This is a genomic window from Paenibacillus cremeus (assembly GCF_007786445.1).
Taxonomy (GTDB): Bacteria; Bacillota; Bacilli; order Paenibacillales; family NBRC-103111; genus Paenibacillus_G; species Paenibacillus_G cremeus.
Genome location: NZ_VNJI01000018.1, coordinates 106,410 through 122,938, shown reverse-complemented (window position 1 = coordinate 122,938; position 16,529 = coordinate 106,410). Strand labels below are relative to the sequence as shown.

Below are 16,529 nucleotides of genomic sequence, written 5' to 3'. Positions count from 1 at the left end.
TAACATAAAGTTCGGGTGCCACTGACATCTCTCGAATAAGGGATGTCAGCGTTTCTTTTAAAGAGCTCGCGTACAATTCCAATGACAAAACCTCCTCGTTTTTCAAGGGGCTTCGCCACATTTTTTTAACTGCTTGTCAATACCTATTTCGCATTTTTGCGCAAAAAAAGAGCGGGCTATCTTTTCGATAACCTGCTCTTGTTCTTGATTTTGGACACTATGCCTTAACTAAATGACATTGGCCTGAAGGGGCTCCTTTTGCATTTTTTATTCAGCTTAGACGGCTGCGACGGGCTCTTCATCTGCTTCACCCTTCTTTTTAGGGGCGGACAGCTTGATTTTGCCCAGGAACAAAGTAACGATCGCGCCTAGCAGTACGAAGGCTAGACCTAGCCAGAACACCGCATGAAGTGAATCGATTAAGGCGTGCTTAATGATCGGAAGCATTTGATCCAGCAGCGCTTTAGGGAATTGAGCCATCGCCTTCGGATTGAGCAGGGACGAGTATAGAGCTTGCGGATTTGTATGCACAGTCTCCGTAATTTGATCGACCACGCCGCTGGCTTCTGCTGGAAGCTGCTTTAGAACTGGAAGCAAGTTCGTTGAGAGCAGCGTATCCGACTTGCTGTTCATCATCACGCCCAGGATAGTCATCCCAAACGTACCGCCGATCTGGCGGAAAAACTGGCTGGACGAGGTGACCACGCCGAGCTCCGATTTCGGAAAGCTCTCTTGCAGCGCCAGGGTCAGCAAAGACATCACAAGACCCATGCCAAGCCCGATTACCATCATCATGCCGCTCGCGGCCAGCTTGGTTGTGTTCATATTCAGCGTCGTCAGCAGCACAAAGCCGCCGGCCATTACGAACATCCCGATGAGCATTTGCGTTTTGACCCCGATTTTGTGAACAATTTGGCCCCCGATAATGCTCGTGATGATCATGGTGATCATGAGCGGCGTCATGACCGTACCGGATGCAGATGCGCTGATCCCGACGATCCCTTGCATGAAGAGCGGTACGAACATGATGGCGCCGAACATCCCGATGGACATTAGAAACCCGATCAAATTGATCAAAGTGAAGGTGCGATGCTTAAACAAGTGAATCGGCAAAATCGGTTCCGGTGTTCTCGCCTCGATCATGACAAAGCCGACCAAGGAAACGACGGCAAGCACGAACAGTCCGATAATCTGCCATGAACCCCAAGCGTATTGAGAGCCTCCGAACGTGAGGGCCAGAAGCAAGGAGACAACACCGACAATCATGGTCACCATACCCGCGACGTCGAATTTTACCGGCCCGGTGGATTTATGACCTTTCAGGCCCAGACCGATCAAGATGGTCGCCAAAATCCCAACCGGCAGGTTAATATAGAACACCCAGTGCCAGTTCAACGAATCGACGATCCAACCGCCAACTTGAGGTCCCAAGACAGAGGAGAGGCCGAAAATCGCACCGAACGCCCCCTGCCACTTCGCACGTTCTTTCCCTGTGAACATATCCCCGATAATAATCATCGCCATCGGCATCATGATTCCGCCGCCGATCCCTTGCAGGGCACGGAACCAAATCAGCTGAGCCATCGTCTGGGAAGCGCCGCAAAGTGCGGAGCCTATGATGAAGACAAGCAATCCAGTCACATACACTGCCCGGCGTCCGAGCATATCGGACAGCTTACCGGCTATCGGCACCACCGTTGTCGAAGTCAGCATGTAAGCCGTGGTGAGCCACGTCATTAAGCTTAAGCCCCCAAGCTCCCCGACAATGCGCGGCATCGCCGTACCGACGATCGTGCCATCCAGTGCTGCGAACAGCATGGCGATAATCAAGCCGAATATTAACAAACCGTTGCCGGTCTTGGCTGTTTCTTTCGTTTCATCAGGTCCGCCTGATCCGCCATCCGATCCTCCGGTACGACCTAAACGTTTACGTTCTAGCGCCTGTTCCATAAGTTTAGCCTCCTTGTTGCAACTGATCTGTGTCTAGTCGATAGCAGCTGTCTATCAGTTGTCAACCTTGTTGCAACTGCTATTGAGCTTCGACAATATCAGTTGTCAACCTTGGTGTTATTGATGTTATGAGCAATTTTTTCAAAGATATTCAAGAATAAATCAAATTCCTCGGGCTCAAGATAGGATAAGTAAGTTTTTACCGCTTGGGTCCGTAGCTCTTTGATCGTCTGCAGCACTTGATGTCCTTGCTCCGTAACCTCCAGCAGGACGACGCGGCGGTCGTGCTCATCGGCTTTGCGAACCACGTAGCCATGATTCACCAGCCGGTCAATCATCACGGTAATCGCGCTTGGCGTCACTTCCAGCTGCTGAGCCAGCTTGGTGGTCGGGCAGGGCTGCATTTTGATAATCGAGTACAGCATCATCAGCTGCGGCCCAGTTATGGAGAGGTCTGGCGGAAGGCCGAGCTCCGGTCCCAATTTACGAAATAATGAAAAAAAGGCCAGCTCAAAACGCTCAATCGCTTCATCCGGCGAGGTCATCGTTGTTCAACTCCTTCAATACTTACATATTTCAATAATTTAATAATTTAATACTAAACTATTTTATTGTTTAAGTAAAGTGCTGTTTAATGCTTATATTAGGAAAGAGGAAATATGGGCGTGGCAAGAAGCGTCGAAGGGTTAGGATTCGGAGGAGCGGGAGTTTTCATGTACATAAGGAGATGGGGCGCCGTGGGCGGAACAAGGTCCATTATAATAATGAAAAAAGCTGCGCGGGGCGGTCGGATGGACCCCATGCAGCTTTTTTATTGCGGGCAGCTATAGATTACGGTCGGCGTATACTTGCATCGCGTCACGCATATATTCGGCCAGACCGGAATCGTAGGCGTCATACAGCTTGCGAAAATCCGGATGATCGCAGTACAGCTGCCCCAGCCCGGCGTATACCTCTTTGGTCGGGACATAGAAGTGGTTCAACCAAGTAAAATGCTTTTGAATGATCGCCTGAGTTTCCGCACTGTCTGGCGCGGCTCCACTGCGGAGTACCACGGTCATCGCTTTGTTGATTTCATCCACCTGCGCTCGGACATCCTCGAATTCTTTTTTGCCCCAGCCCTTCATGTTCTGCTTGCTTTCTTGGATGCTTTTTTCTGCCCCTTCGCCGTACCGGTCCTTCAGCTCCTGCTCGTAGGCCTTCTGCTTCTCGAAATCAAATCCATAGTACAACTCCTCTTTACTCATATCCGTTTCTCCTCTCAAGTGCGCCATTGTTTTGTCGATCGTCAGCAGCAGAGCCGCAAGCCGCGCCGCCTTGTCCTTCAACAGCTTCTTATGTGAATGAAGCGCTTCGATCCGGTCGAAGCCGCTTTGCTGCAGCAAATTTCGAATCTCATCCAGGGAAAACTCCAGCTCCCGGAAAAATAAAATTTGCTGCAGCTGCAGCAGCTGCTCCTCCTCGTAAAAGCGGTACCCGTTGTCTCCATAATATGCCGGCTTCAAAAGGCCGATCTCGTCATAATAATGCAGCGTCCGAACGCTGACGCCGGATGCTTTGGAAATTTCTTTTACCGTATAAGCCATTTCCGGAAATCACCTCCTGTATTTAAGATAAACTATTACGCAGCGTCACAGTCAATCCGTTATTCATGGGGCTTTGAACCAAAATTTTGGAAATGCTAGAATAGAAGGAACGAACATACATTTGGTGGGAAAAGGAGAGGCCACGCATGATCGAACCGGAATTGGCGGCATTTCATCCGCTGCTGGCGACGTGGTTCGGCGAGGTGTTCGGTGCGCCGACGGACGTTCAGAAAAGGGCTTGGAAAGCGATCCGCTCAGGTGCTCATACGCTGATTGCGGCCCCGACAGGCTCAGGCAAAACGCTTGCGGCGCTGCTTGCGTGCTTGAACGAAATGCTCGAAGCGAAGCTGCAGCCAGGCTCCGAGGCGGAGCGGCGCGGGGTCAAGCTGCTGTATATTACGCCGCTTAAGGCGCTAAATAACGATATTCATCATCACGTGGTCGAATTCGTGCGGCAGCTGGAGTCAACAGCAGCTGAGCAGGGGGCGGCTTGGCCTGGGCTGACGGTCGGTGTCCGGACAGGCGATACGCCGCAGCGCGTACGCGCCGCCATGCTGCGGCAGCCGCCGGATGTGCTGGTCATTACGCCGGAGTCACTGTACATTATGCTGACTTCGATGAAGGGGCGCGAAATTTTACGGACGGTGCGCTATGCCATCATCGATGAAATTCATGATTTGGCGGCGGATCGACGAGGGCTGCACCTGTCGGTTACATTGGAGCGGCTGACAGTCTTGTGCGGAGCATCGCCCCGGCGGATCGGAGTGTCGGCTACGCAAAAGCCGATCGAGCGGGTGGCGGAGTTTCTCGGGGGCTGGGAGCTGGAAGGCGGCGAGAGTGAGGGCAGGGCGGAAGGCAAAGCTGAATGCGAGACTGAAAGGCGGCTAATGCGGCGTTCTGTGGAGATTATTGAAAGCCGGATGGATAAAACGTTTCGGGTCAGCGTGACGATGCCGGAGCAGACGATCATTTCGCAGGACAAGCAGGAGGCCGTCTGGGCACCGCTCACAGATAAGCTCATGAAGCTGATGAGCGGCAGCCGGTCGGTGCTCGTCTTCGTCAACAACCGCAGGCTGTGCGAGCGGCTGACGCTGCGGCTGAACGAGCATGCCGGCTACGAGATGGCGAGGTCGCACCACGGAAGCGTCTCGCGCGAGCAGCGGCTCGAGGTCGAGCGCGCGCTCAAAGCCGGGGAGCTGCGCTGCCTGGTGGCGACCTCGTCGCTGGAGCTCGGCATCGACGTGGGCCATATCGATCTGGTGCTCCAGATCGATTCGCCCAAAAGCGCGGCCGCAGGCATCCAGCGCATCGGCCGGGCCGGGCATGCCGTCGGCGACGAGAGCCGCGGCATCATCGTGGCGCGCAGCCGGGGGCTGCTGCCGGAGTGCGCCGTGCTGGCGCGCAGCATCGCCGCACGGGACATCGAGGACATCCGCATCCCGCGGGCGTCCCTCGATGTTCTGTGCCAGCAGGTCGTCGCGATGGTGGCGACGGAGGACTGGACGTTGGAGCGGCTGCACGGGGTGTTGAGCCGCAGCTACGGCTACCAAGGCTTCCCGCGGGAGCGGCTCGAGGCGGTGCTGCGTGTGCTGGCCGGATTTTATCCCTTCGTGCGTCCGCTGCTCGATTGGGATCGGGACACCGGGCTGCTTACCCGCCGCAGCTCGACCGCGATGGCGGCCATCATGGGGGCGGGCACGATTCCGCAGGGCAGCGCTTATCCGGTGCATCACGCGGACAGCCGGATTCATCTTGGCGAGCTGGATGAGGAATACATTCACGAGAGCCGCGTGGGCGACGTTTTTCAATTGGGTACCGGCGCCTGGAAGATCCAATCGATCCGCAGCGACCGGGTGTATGTGGTCGAGGCGGGGAGCCATTTTAGCGAGATTCCGTTCTGGCGGGGGGAGGGTCAAGGTCGGTCGGTGGCCTTTTCGGCGGAGATGGGGCGCTTTTGGGAGGAGCTGGATTGCAGAACGGAAACGGAGCCGCGTCAGGAGACGATGGATTGGCTCATGTCAGGGTACTACCTGGATGGGAGCGCTGCCGAGGAGCTGGTGACGCTCATCCATTCGCAGAAGGCCGTCTCGGTCATTCCTACGCATCGGCGAATCGTGATCGAGCAGTTTCAAGATGACTTGAAGCAGCATCATTTGGTCATTCACAGCCTCTTCGGGAAGACGTTTAATCGAACCTGGCTGCTGGCAGTGCAGACCGAGCTGGAGAGCAGGCTGCCCTACCGTCTGTATACGAGTGCTAAGGATAACGGCATTGTCATTGTGGTCTCGGACGGAGGCTCAGGCGATGCGGCGGCACGGCTATTGCCGATGCTGCGCGAGGTGACGGCCGATCGCTTGGAAGCGCTGCTGCGGCAAGCTGTGCCGACATCGCCTTTGTTTGGCGCGGCCTTCCGCCGGCTGGCAGAGACGTCGCTGCTGCTCTCTCGCAGCTTCACCCGCATGCCGTCCTGGCAGAAGCGGCTGCGCAGTGAGGAGCTGCTTCGCGAGTCGCTGCCGTATGCAGAGCAGTTTCCGTTTCTCGGCGAAGCGATGCGGCTGTGTCTGCAGGAGGAGCTGGACGCGGAGCATGTCAAGGACGTGCTGCGACAGATGGAAGCGGGGCAGCTTGCGGTGGTGTTGCGGCAGAGCGGTTATCCGTCGCCGTTTGCCGCCCAGTTTACCACCGATGCCGTTCAAGCGCAGATGTACGAATCCGACGCGGTCAGCCGTGACCTGCAGGCTCAGCTAATTGGGCTTGACCGCTCGCTTGCGGGCAAGCTGTTCGGTGAGACTGCGGTGCGCGAGCTGTTGGGGTACCGTGCGGGAGTGGATGCAGAGGCGGCGCTCGGTGCCTATGCGGATGATGCGGCTGCGGTAGGGGGATATACGGAGGAGGGCGAGGGTCTGTCGGGAGAGCTGGCAGCACCTTCGGAGGCGCCCGTTGGAGACTTGCGTCCTGCTGCCATTACGTCGAGCGAGGGGCTGGTTCGGTATCTCAAGCGGCGAGGCGAGATGAGCTCAGCGGAGGTGGCTGGTGCGTTCGGAGATGCCGTTTCGGAGGAGTGGCTGACGCAGGCAACTAGCGAAGGGAAGCTATGCAGCGTGCAGCTGGGAGGCGAGGAGCGCTGGATTGTCAGGGACGAGGCGGAGACTTATGCCGCCTTGCCTGCCGATCCAATGGCGGTGCGGTTTGTATTGACGCGGTTTATGGAGCGGGGGATGGATTTTACCGCTGCGACGCTGTGTGCAAGGTACGGACTGGAGCGCGCGTTGGTCGCCCCGCTGTTGGAGGTGTGGGCTGCGGAGAGGCGAATAGAGCCGTCTCCGCTGACGCTGGAGGTGCCGGGCTGGCTCAGCGCGCGCGCCGCCGCCCGTCGGGTCCGAAGCCGCGTCGCTGAGCTGCAGGGCAGAGCCGCGCCGGTAAACCCGGCCCGCTACTGCAGCCGCCTCTTGCAGCTGCAGCACGTAAGCGGCGCTGACCGGCTGAGCGAGGAAGAGGGGCTGCGCAAGGTGATTGCGACGCTGCAGGGCTTATTCCTTCCCTTGTCCCAATGGGAAGGCTCGGTGTTTCCTTTGCGGCTGAGCGATTACCGCAAAGAGACGCTTGACCGGCTATGCGCTGCCGGGGATGTGCTCTGGGTCGGCCGCAAGGAAGCCGATGAGCGGGAGGGACGCGTCGCATTCTTTTTGGCGGAGGCGAAGGAGCTGTACGCTCCGCTGCTGCCTTCGCTGGAGATGGGCGAGGATTGGTCGCAGAAGGCGAAGGGAGATAAAGTAGAGCAGCAATCGCTAAGCGCAGAGCGGGAGAAAATGAAGGTGCTGGGGCTGCTCGAGCGGAAGGGGGCGAGCTTCTTGACGGCGCTCAGCCGCGACACGGATCGGCTGCCGTCCGAGCTGACATCCGACTTGATCGGCCTGGCTTGGGAGGGGCTGGTGTCGTGCGATCAATTTGCTCCGCTTCGGATGCATGGTGGGAGCGCAGCGGGAAAAGGGAAGAGAGCGAGCCTTGGGGCTGGAGCGAAAGCAGGCAGCGAAGGGGCGAGATCGAGCTATGGCAGAGCCGCAGGTGCAAGCCGAAGCAAGTCCGCAGGCTTTCAATCGGGACTTGGCCGATGGTACGCGCTTCGAGCTTTAGCCGAGGACGACTATGACGCTCGTGCGTCTCTTGCGGCTTGGGTCAAGCATTTACTGGGGAGCTTTGGCATGCTCACCAAAGAGATCGCTGCCGCACATTTGCCTTGGTCGTGGGATGAGGTATACGCTACGCTCAAACAGCTGGAACAGTGGGGCATGCTCACGCGCGGATTGTGGGTGGAGGATGTGCCGACGCTGCAATTTTCCACGCCGCAGCTAGTGGAGGCCCTGCGCCATCCGCAAGGATGGGATGCAGACGCTTCACGCGTAGTGCTGCTGCCTTCTACCGATCCGGCGAATCCGTTCGGCTTTTCGGTGCAATGGCCATCCTTGCCGGGCACCGGTGTGACGTTTGCGCGAAAATCAGGCAATGAGCTGGTCATCCGTGGCGGCCGATGGCTGCTGTGGGTGGAGAATGGCGGCAAGCGCATGTACACCCTGCATGAGCTGGCCGGTGTGGAGGAAGCGGAGTGGCTCTCGCCGGACGAGCTATGCACAGTCCTCAAAGCGGTCGTGCAGGCGCAGCTTCGGATGCCGGGTGTGAGAAAGCTCATCGTGGACCGCTGGAACGGCGTTCCGGTGCGGGAGTCCTCGGCAGCGGAAGTGTTCGTGCGACTGGGGGCGGAGGCGGATCGGCAATCGTTTGTGATTTGGCCGAGCAGTTTGTTGTGAGTTGGGAGTGTGATTGGCAGGGTGCGCGTAGCAAGCGAGAGCGGAGGGTCGATGAACCAAGGGGGCTTTCGCTGGGCGCTGCTGGCGGCGGGAAATAAGTGCGTTTGGAGTAACTATTGGGGCGTGCTGAACTAGATTGGGCTAATAAGTGATATTCGAGCAGCTATTCGGCGTTGAATCTGAGTCAGCGCCTCAATGCACTCCTTAGCAGCTGCAAGAGCAGTTATTTTCAGAAGTGAGGCCATATAGACGTGATTAGGTGCTTGTTAAGCAGCTATTGGTGACGATCGGGAGTGGAAAGAGCAAGGTCCAGCGGTGCGGGGGAGACATGGGAGTGGATCGAGTGAGATCCAGTGAAGTCGAAGCGGGACGAGCGAGTTTAGGGGAGGCGGTAAGCGAATGGAAGCTATGGAAGCGAATCGAGCGAAGCTGGTGCTGAGGGTGCCGGAGGTGGCGACGGCACTGGGGTTTTACACGCGGGGGCTCGGCTGGGAGCCCCGCGAGATCCACGCAGCCGAGCGCTACGCGCTGCTGCAGGTGCCTGACGCCGGCTGCGCCCTGCTAGCCGGCGAAGGGCTGGCGGCGCACACGGAGCGCCGCTTAACAGCGCCGGGCGGCCACGTCGTGGAGGCCGCCGGCCGGTTTTATTTGCCGGCGCCGGGGGACCCCGGGGCGCTGGCGCAGCTGCAGCAGCGGGCCCTTGCCGAAGGCGGCCGCTGCGAAGTAGAGACGGAACCGTGCTGCTGGCGCACGGTGACGGTGCATACGCCGCAAGGGTACCGCGCGGCGTATTGGGTGGAGCTGTTTCCGACGGAGGAGGAAACGCTGGAGGTGTTCGCGGCGGGGCCGGCAGGGCTCGAGGCCGCGCTCGCGGGGCTGGAGGAGCCCTGGCTTGACCTGGCCCGGGCGCCAGGCACATGGAGCATCCGCCAGCAGGTGCTCCATGTGGTGGATCTGGAGCTGGTGGCGCTGCACAAGCTCAAGTTTATACTGGCGGAGCCGGTGGAGGGGCGCGTCTACACCGGCCACGCCTTGGACCAAGACGCATGGGCGGAAGCCATGCGGTATGCGGCGCGGCCGATCCGGGCGGAGGCCGCGATGTTCCGCCTGCTGCGCGAGCACGTCCTCAGCCTGTGCGAGCACATGCCTTCGGGGGCGCTGCAGCGCAGCGTGATCGCCGGCGGCCGTACCGAAACGGCGGCGCGCCTGATCAAAATGATGGCCGGCCACGCCAACGTCCACATCCGAAGAATCCGTGAAATCCGCGAGCTTCACGGACGGTAGCCCTACCCCCTACCCGATGTGCGCAGCCAGCTCCATCAAATGCTTGCACACGACCTCCGGCTGCACACCGGTACGCTCAATCTGCTCGGCGTAGTTGCTCTCGTCCGCGAGCCCGGTCAACACCAGCGCGGAGCGGCAGCCGGCATCGACGCCGCCGCGGATGTCGGTGTTCAGGTTGTCGCCGACGGCCCATATGTCACTAGCCGCAAGTCCCAGCTTCGCGATCGCAAAGCGCATGATGATCGGCGACGGCTTGCCGATGACGACCGGAGCCGTCTCGCTGGAGCGCTCGATCGACGCAGCAATCGAGCCTGCCCCAGGCGTCAGCTCGCCGTTCCACGGCAGCAAATGGTCCGGGTTGGTCAGCACAAACGTCGCACCGCGCCGGACATGTCGGACAGCCGACATCAGCTTGCTGTAGGTGAACGACCGGTCGATGCCCTGCACGACGGCAACGGCGGCCTGCTCAGCAGGAGCGTCCTCAGGGAGCAGCTCGAAGCCGGCTTCCGCAAGCGCTTGGCGCAGCCCGGTTTCGCCGATACAGAACACCGGTCCGCCGGCTAACCCGGCATCCTTCATATACAAGGCGGCAGCCTGCGAGGAGGTCAGCACTTCATCCGCCTTTGCTTCGATGCCCGTGTGGACCAGGTGGGCCGCCACCTGCTCCGGGGTCCGGGAAGAGTTGTTGGTCAAAAACAAGAACGGATACTGCTTGTCCCGCAGCCATTGGATAAACTCCGCCGCATATGGAATCGGACGGTCCCCGCTATAGAGCGTGCCATCCAAATCGAGTAAAAAGCCAGGCATAACAAAATCCCCCTAGAAATACGAAATATGAAAGTATCTTTCTCGGATCCATCCCACATGATTCCAAGGCACGCGGTGCACCGGTTGAAGCATTTGCATCATTATGGCTCCGGGGCATGACTCGGTCTCCGGTGGTGCAATCCCGTTATGAGCATACCGTAGGGGGATGGGCGCCCGTCAAGACTTTTTTGTGCATTGGGCGGGGCTGCGGTGCTAGCCCATGCTGTCGCAGGAGCTGGAGCAGCTGCAAGGCACGGTTTACTTTGATATAGACTAGCAAAAAAGCCAGCATCCTAAGATGCCAGCTTCAGCTTCACGTAAAAATGGATTTGCCCGTCCTCCGACTCAGCCCAGATGCTTCCCTCGTGGGATTCGACGATGCTGCGTGCAATCGCCAGGCCAAGGCCGGAGCCTCCGAAATCGGAAGTACGCGCTTGATCCACGCGATAAAACCGGTCGAACAGCTGCTCCAGCTCGTCTGGAGTCAGATTGTCCGCTTGATTGCTAATGCGGATGAGCACATGGGTGCGGTCATGCGTCATCAGGACGGTAATTGTGCCGGGCTTCAAGCTGTACTTGATAGCGTTGCTAAGCAGATTCTCGAATACACGAATCATCTGATCCACGTCGATGCGGACCGTGAGCCGCTCCGGCGGAAGGCTGCGGACGAGCGTCAGCTGCTGCTCTTCGCTGAGCGACACATATTCCTCCAGCAGCTGCTCCAGCACCTCATTGATCACGACCCCGCGCTTATTCAAAGGAACATCCTGATTCGACAGCTTCGTATATTCGAACAGATCGTCGATGAGTGACTTCAGCTTTTCAGACTTGCTGTAGGCGATGCTTGCATATGAGGCGGCCTGCTCCGGCGTCTCATAGTTTTTGTCGTGCAGCAGGCGGAGATAGCCCATGATCAAGGTCAGCGGCGTACGCAAATCATGCGACACATTGGTCACCAGCTCGTTCTTCAGCCGCTCTGCGCGACGCTCCTCTTCGATCGTGCGCTGCAGCTCGCTGACCATGGCATTCATGTTGATGGCCAGCTCCCCTAACTCGTCCTGCGATCGCACCACGACCCGGTGATCCAGATTCCCCGTAGAAACGACGCGCAAACCGGAGGCCAGCTCCTCGATGTAGCGCATTTTTCTTTTTGTCAAATAATAGAACAAGAAAATGAACACAGCGAGCGCCAGCACATAGGAGAGAGGGCTTTCACCTTTCTGGTAGGTGATTCTTGGCTGTGGAATACCGGATACGATTAAGTATGATTTCTGATTATTATACGTGATGGGATAAAAGCTCGAAAATTCCGTGCGTACATCGCTGTTTTCATTGCGCGGCTCCATGGCGTTGCGGATCACACTATGCACGTCTACGAGCGTCTCATGAGCGTTAGCATTGCGATAGACCACCTTGCCCTCCAGATCCGTGATCAAAATCTTGTATTTCTCAAACTGCGTCATCCGGGTAACCGTGTTCATAAAGTCGCGCTGGCGTGCTTCCTCTTGCTGACGCTTCCGCTGCACGGCTTGGGCGTCCGTCCCCTTTTGCGGTGCTGCCGGCGTACCTGGTACAGCTGGCGTTCCACTTGGCGTTCCACTCGGTGTCCCATTCGCCGGCGCACCTGCCGTCCCATTCGCCGCTGCACTTGGAGCACCCGGAGTCTCCACCGCTGCCCCACTCGTCGTCCCACCCTGCTGCACGCCAGCCTCCGGCACAGATGGTACTGGTGGAGCGGGCACAGCATGCACAGGCGGCACCGGAGGCGGAGCACCGACTTCCCCAGAATCGCCGGAATCATCCGTGTTGTACTCTGTATTCTGCGGATCCAGGATGCGCACCAAATCGCGAGCATCATAGTCAATGCGTTCGCGGCCCTGGGAATAATCAATAATCGTTCCCTTGTTGATGTTCCCGATGAGGGACGAAGCGATGCCATGCGAAATATAGTAGGCCAAGAGGCAGAACGCGAACGTCAAAATCAGCTGCAGCCGCAGACTTCGCTTCACCTGCTCCCTTGCCAGCTGATAAACCTCTCCCGTGAACAGAATGAGGCTGCGCAGCATCGTAAACGGAAACCACCGGAACGGGAACCGTTCAGACCATGGCTTGCGCTGCGGCCGCACCACGATCACTTGCTGCTCTTGTCCCCCTTGCTTTTCTATTTTACTCAACTTTATATCCCACTCCCCAGACGGTTTTAATAAACTTCGGCTTTCGCGGATTGTCCTCGATCTTCTCGCGGATTTTGCGGATGTGCACCATCACGGTGTTGTCCGAGTCAAAATAAGCTTCCTTCCAAACGCTCTCATACAGCTTCTCGATGCTAAAAACCGTGCCGCGGCTCCGGGCCAGCAGCTCCAGAATCGCAAATTCACGAGGGGTCAGCTTAACCTCCCGCCCATCCACCTTCACTTCGTGCGACAAGGTGTTGATCGTCAGCTCGTCCACCTCGATCTCGTGCTCCTTGCTCGGCTGCGGCACGTTGAGCCGGGTATACCGCCGCAGCTGCGACTTGATGCGCGCCATCAGCTCGAGCGGATTAAACGGCTTGCTCATGTAATCGTCCGCCCCCGTGCTTAAGCCTAGAATTTTGTCCATGTCCTGACTTTTCGCAGACAGCATAATGATCGGCATGTTTTGCTGCTCGCGGATTTTCAGGCAGGCTTCGATCCCGTCCATCTTGGGCATCATGATGTCGAGGACGATCAGATCGACGTGCTCTTTTTGCAGCACGCTTAGCGCCTCTAGGCCATTACTCGCCCGCAGCAGGCGGTAGCCTTCATTTTTTAAGTAAATCTCCAGCAGATCAATGATATCCTTCTCATCATCTACCAGCAGAATGGTGTGCTCAGCCATCGCCGTCTCCTCCTACTCTCAAAAGTTATGTGCTTAGTATAGCCTCGAAATCTTAATAAACAGAAGGCATAAATCTTAAAACATTCTTAATCTAGCATTCGACCAATTTACAGATGGACAGGCACCGCAGTGCGCCCAGAGGAATACATAGGAAGTAAAGAAAGTTAGCTCACGATTGATTTATAAGTAAAACTTATCAAAACGTTAAGAAAAATTGATGCTGCGGCTGCGATCCGATGGAGGAAGCGACGTAGGTAGGAGGACTTAGGAATGGAATGGACACAAAGGCTGGAATGGCTGCTGCAGGAAACAAGAAGGCCGTCGCTGAAAGAGCTTAGAGCGATCATCGAATCTCTTGAGCTGACGATAGAAAAGGTTGCTTCCTATATAGCCGAGCCCGGAGCGCTGCCGTACGGGCGGAGCGTGATTTACCGGTCGGGGGATGCTGAGGCCGTCTTGATTCATTTGCCTGCGGGTCAGGAGACGTACATTCATGATCACGGCTTTTCGATCGGCTGTGCGATGGTGGTGGAGGGGGCGTTCGCAAACCGCATTTACCGGCTGGACAGCTACGGCTATCCGATTTACTGCGGCGAAACGCAGGTGGAATCCGGAGGCTTCTACACCGTACCGAAAAAAATGATCCACCAGCTCTGCAACACCAGCGAGAGCCGCGCCATTTCGCTTCATATCTATACCCCACAGCTAAGCGGAGTCAAAACGTACTTTCCTTATGAGCAGGTACTGGATTACGTGATTTAAAAGGAAGTGGAATGTTTAGAGGGGCTTGTCATGGGAGAGAAGTTCGACCCGGGGAAAGCCGGCTTCTCTCTCGGAGACTCCGGCTCCGCCGCGGTCAATTCCATCGGACTGGCGGACTCGGTGTCTCCGAGGGAAGCAATGATATCCATCCGGTTATGTAGCTTGTCCAACGAGACGGCCGGAAGCTCGGAAAAGGATAGTCTCGTTGAACCACAGAGGCGGCATAGTGCCGTTGCTGGTTGGCCATATTGGGGATGAGATTTCGAAGAATCCTGCCACAAGTGCTAACAGCGATTACACACGACGTCCGGTGATGTAGCGATTTTTCCAATAGCCCGAATTCATCGGGTTGATCACGACTCCAGAGCTCTTGGTATTGCTGATAAATTGATTGTTGCCGACGTAAACGCCGACATGGTCGATCCGCCCCGGCGTGCCGACGCTGAAGAAGACTAAATCGCCCGGCTTCAGATTCGCTTTACTAACAAAGGTTCCTACCTTCGCTTGCGCCTTAGAGCCCCAAGGAAGATCAATACCTTGTTTTGCGAATACGAATTCCGTGAAGGACGAGCAGTCAAACGTCAGATGCTGCGGATCACGAGTGCTGTATTTATACTTCACTTTTCCGATGTACGTTTTTGCTGTGGAAACGATCTTCGTTGCCGTAGACGTGCTGGCCGCCGCCTCCGTAGGATGTGGGAATGCCCCCATGACTCCGGCTGATGTCACCATCATAGTAGCTGCGATCAACGACGCTTTGAGCGTTTTTTTCATTCGTTTTATCCTCCTAACAACAAAAATGTATAAAATAAACACCGTAGGGATACCTTAGCATGATTTCAGCCAGGATGTCCCTAGTCCATTTTTGGGTTAGGTTGCATAACTTACCATTCAGAGTTGACTTCCTTAAGAGTAGTAACTATAATGGTTACAACGGTGGTGCAATGACATGAAACAGATTAGTACGCGATTTTCGATTGCGGTTCATACTTTATCCCTGATCGCGGTGAGTCCCAGGGAATGTACAGGAGACTACATCGCAGGCAGCGTCAATACGAATCCTGTGGTGATTCGAAGAATTATGGGGATGCTGAAGAAAGCAGGCCTAGTCGAGGTACGTCCCGGAGTGGGAGGCGCCTCATTGCTCAAAGCACCGGAGGACATTACGCTTCTGGATGTGTACCGGGCCGTCGACGTCATTGAAGATAACCAATTATTCCGGGTTCACGAAGGTCCGAATGTGCAGTGCCCTGTCGGACGCAATATTGAATCGGCGCTTCAATCCGAGCTGTCGGAGGCGCAATCCGCCATGGAACACAGACTAGCCCAGACGACGCTGAGCCGGCTGATCGAAAGGTTTGAATAAATGAGAGCTCCTAGTAATAGAAATTAGTGAGCTTTTATTTTTACGCTTGTTGTAACCACCATTGTTATAACTGTATATATTACAACTCATTTTGGGAGGAACAAAACATGAAATTATTAATTACAGGCGCGACAGGAAAATTGGGATCGAAGGTTGTGGAGGTGCTGCTGCAGTCCATACCGGCGGATCAAGTCGCAGTCAGTGTTCGTAGCCCGGAGAAAGCGGAGGGCTTGCGGGCTCGCGGAGTGGACGTGCGCCAAGGCGATTTTGACCGTCCTGAAACCTTGGATGCTGCATTTGCAGGGATCGACCGCATTTTAATTATTTCTGCCGATGGAGATAACGAAACCCGGATTCGACAGCACCGTAATGCGGTAGCGGCTGCTCAGCGTGCAGGGGTGAAATTTATCGCTTACACCAGCTTGGCTAATGCCCAGGACAGTACGAATTTCCTTGCACCGGTTCACCGCACCACGGAAGCGGCGATCATCGAAACGGGCATTCCATACTCCTTCTTACGCAACAACTGGTATCTGGAAAATGAAGCCTCCAGCATCCAAGGCGTGATGGCTGGATTCCCTTGGGTAACAGCAGCTGGAGCCGGCAAAGTAGGCTGGGCCACGCGGCAGGATTATGCCGAAGCGGCAGCCGCCGTCCTCACGGGGAATGGTCACGAGAATACCATTTATGAGCTGTCGGGCAAGCTACTGACACAGGATGAAATCGCATCGGCTGTGGGCGCTGTACTAGGCAAGGAAGTCCAAGTGCAGCAGGTCGATAACGCGACCTACGCCGAAATTATGAAGGGCGCCGGCGTACCGGAATTTATCATTCCTTTTCTAGTTGAAATTCAGAAGGGCATTCGGGAAGGCAGCCTTGCGATCGAAGAGAGCGACTTTGAAGCACTGCTCGGTCGTCCGCTTGCGCCCATCCAAGAGGCTCTGGCTGAACTCGTGAACAGCATTTCCCAAAACTAACGGTGTGCGCGCGGTATCCACTTTTACAAATTTTAAAAAGTTTCATTGCCACGACGGGGCGGATTTGATAATATAGTGACAATATCAAATGCGGTGATGAGACGAGTAAATAAATGAATTCTTTTACAGAGAG

General features: G+C 56.4%; 13 protein-coding genes and 1 other annotated feature (1 of these 14 only partly in view). Of the genes, 6 read left to right on the top strand and 7 right to left on the bottom strand.

All coding sequences use genetic code 11. The annotated features are described in order from the left end of the window. Window positions 1-276: 276 nt before the first annotated feature. The 3 genes from FPZ49_RS16135 to FPZ49_RS16125 all read right to left on the bottom strand — a co-directional run bounded on the left by FPZ49_RS16135 (window position 277) and on the right by FPZ49_RS16125 (window position 3,536). Window positions 277-1,950, bottom strand: coding sequence for an MDR family MFS transporter (locus tag FPZ49_RS16135; protein ID WP_144848478.1), 1,674 nt, complete (start codon window positions 1,948-1,950; stop codon window positions 277-279). A gap of 98 nt (window positions 1,951-2,048) precedes the next feature. Beyond that, entirely contained in the window at window positions 2,049-2,495 is a 447-nt protein-coding gene (locus FPZ49_RS16130; protein ID WP_144848475.1) for a MarR family winged helix-turn-helix transcriptional regulator, read from the bottom strand. A gap of 279 nt (window positions 2,496-2,774) precedes the next feature. Beyond that, window positions 2,775-3,536 carry a MerR family transcriptional regulator gene (locus tag FPZ49_RS16125; RefSeq protein ID WP_144848473.1) on the bottom strand — a complete coding sequence of 254 codons (762 nt, stop codon included), beginning with the start codon at window positions 3,534-3,536 and terminating at the stop codon, window positions 2,775-2,777. Between the two features lie 146 nt (window positions 3,537-3,682). Here FPZ49_RS16125 and FPZ49_RS16120 point away from each other — a divergent pair, with 146 nt between their 5' ends. After that, on the top strand, window positions 3,683-8,341 hold the full coding sequence (locus FPZ49_RS16120; RefSeq protein WP_144848471.1) for a DEAD/DEAH box helicase: 4,659 nt from the start codon (window positions 3,683-3,685) through the stop codon (window positions 8,339-8,341). Between the two features lie 399 nt (window positions 8,342-8,740). After that, on the top strand, window positions 8,741-9,625 hold the full coding sequence (locus FPZ49_RS16115; protein WP_261381442.1) for a DinB family protein: 885 nt from the start codon (window positions 8,741-8,743) through the stop codon (window positions 9,623-9,625). Window positions 9,626-9,634: 9 nt separating this feature from the next. Here the strand turns inward: FPZ49_RS16115 and FPZ49_RS16110 are convergent, their stop codons facing one another. From FPZ49_RS16110 to FPZ49_RS16100, 3 genes are all read right to left on the bottom strand, one after another. After that, a complete protein-coding gene (locus tag FPZ49_RS16110) occupies window positions 9,635-10,432 on the bottom strand; it encodes an HAD-IIA family hydrolase (RefSeq protein WP_144848469.1) in 798 nt (265 codons plus the stop codon). 293 nt (window positions 10,433-10,725) lie between these two features. Then, window positions 10,726-12,606, bottom strand: coding sequence for a sensor histidine kinase (locus FPZ49_RS16105; protein ID WP_261381441.1), 1,881 nt, complete (start codon window positions 12,604-12,606; stop codon window positions 10,726-10,728). After that, the gene (locus FPZ49_RS16100; RefSeq protein ID WP_144848467.1) at window positions 12,599-13,291 is read right to left on the bottom strand and encodes a response regulator transcription factor; all 693 of its coding nucleotides are present in this window, start codon (window positions 13,289-13,291) and stop codon (window positions 12,599-12,601) included. The genes FPZ49_RS16105 and FPZ49_RS16100 overlap by 8 nt, the downstream gene beginning before the upstream one ends. Window positions 13,292-13,561: 270 nt before the next feature. Here FPZ49_RS16100 and FPZ49_RS16095 point away from each other — a divergent pair, with 270 nt between their 5' ends. Beyond that, window positions 13,562-14,053, top strand: coding sequence for a cysteine dioxygenase (locus FPZ49_RS16095; protein WP_144848465.1), 492 nt, complete (start codon window positions 13,562-13,564; stop codon window positions 14,051-14,053). Between the two features lie 30 nt (window positions 14,054-14,083). Then, entirely contained in the window at window positions 14,084-14,311 is a 228-nt protein-coding gene (locus FPZ49_RS16090) for a hypothetical protein (protein ID WP_144848463.1), read from the top strand. A 36-nt stretch (window positions 14,312-14,347) separates the two neighbouring features. On the opposite strand, the gene FPZ49_RS16085 is transcribed toward FPZ49_RS16090, so the two are convergent. Next, complete coding sequence (locus FPZ49_RS16085; protein ID WP_144848461.1) at window positions 14,348-14,827, bottom strand: C40 family peptidase; 480 nt, start codon at window positions 14,825-14,827, stop codon at window positions 14,348-14,350. Between the two features lie 175 nt (window positions 14,828-15,002). On the opposite strand from FPZ49_RS16085, the gene FPZ49_RS16080 reads away from it, so the two are divergent. Next, window positions 15,003-15,419 (top strand): Rrf2 family transcriptional regulator, encoded by a 417-nt coding sequence (locus FPZ49_RS16080; RefSeq protein WP_144848459.1) that lies wholly within the window; start codon window positions 15,003-15,005, stop codon window positions 15,417-15,419. A gap of 107 nt (window positions 15,420-15,526) precedes the next feature. Then, a complete protein-coding gene (locus FPZ49_RS16075) occupies window positions 15,527-16,396 on the top strand; it encodes an SDR family oxidoreductase (RefSeq protein ID WP_144848457.1) in 870 nt (289 codons plus the stop codon). Window positions 16,397-16,480: 84 nt separating this feature from the next. Then, window positions 16,481-16,529, top strand: a binding site (T-box leader) (it continues 216 nt past the right edge of the window).

Coding starts and splice junctions, on each gene's coding strand:
- FPZ49_RS16135 (WP_144848478.1), bottom strand. CDS start 1,950: ATGGAACAGGCGCTAGAACGTAAACGTTTAGGTCGTACCGGAGGATCG.
- FPZ49_RS16130 (WP_144848475.1), bottom strand. CDS start 2,495: ATGACCTCGCCGGATGAAGCGATTGAGCGTTTTGAGCTGGCCTTTTTT.
- FPZ49_RS16125 (WP_144848473.1), bottom strand. CDS start 3,536: ATGGCTTATACGGTAAAAGAAATTTCCAAAGCATCCGGCGTCAGCGTT.
- FPZ49_RS16120 (WP_144848471.1), top strand. CDS start 3,683: ATGATCGAACCGGAATTGGCGGCATTTCATCCGCTGCTGGCGACGTGG.
- FPZ49_RS16115 (WP_261381442.1), top strand. CDS start 8,741: ATGGAAGCTATGGAAGCGAATCGAGCGAAGCTGGTGCTGAGGGTGCCG.
- FPZ49_RS16110 (WP_144848469.1), bottom strand. CDS start 10,432: ATGCCTGGCTTTTTACTCGATTTGGATGGCACGCTCTATAGCGGGGAC.
- FPZ49_RS16100 (WP_144848467.1), bottom strand. CDS start 13,291: ATGGCTGAGCACACCATTCTGCTGGTAGATGATGAGAAGGATATCATT.
- FPZ49_RS16095 (WP_144848465.1), top strand. CDS start 13,562: ATGGAATGGACACAAAGGCTGGAATGGCTGCTGCAGGAAACAAGAAGG.
- FPZ49_RS16090 (WP_144848463.1), top strand. CDS start 14,084: ATGGGAGAGAAGTTCGACCCGGGGAAAGCCGGCTTCTCTCTCGGAGAC.
- FPZ49_RS16085 (WP_144848461.1), bottom strand. CDS start 14,827: ATGAAAAAAACGCTCAAAGCGTCGTTGATCGCAGCTACTATGATGGTG.
- FPZ49_RS16080 (WP_144848459.1), top strand. CDS start 15,003: ATGAAACAGATTAGTACGCGATTTTCGATTGCGGTTCATACTTTATCC.
- FPZ49_RS16075 (WP_144848457.1), top strand. CDS start 15,527: ATGAAATTATTAATTACAGGCGCGACAGGAAAATTGGGATCGAAGGTT.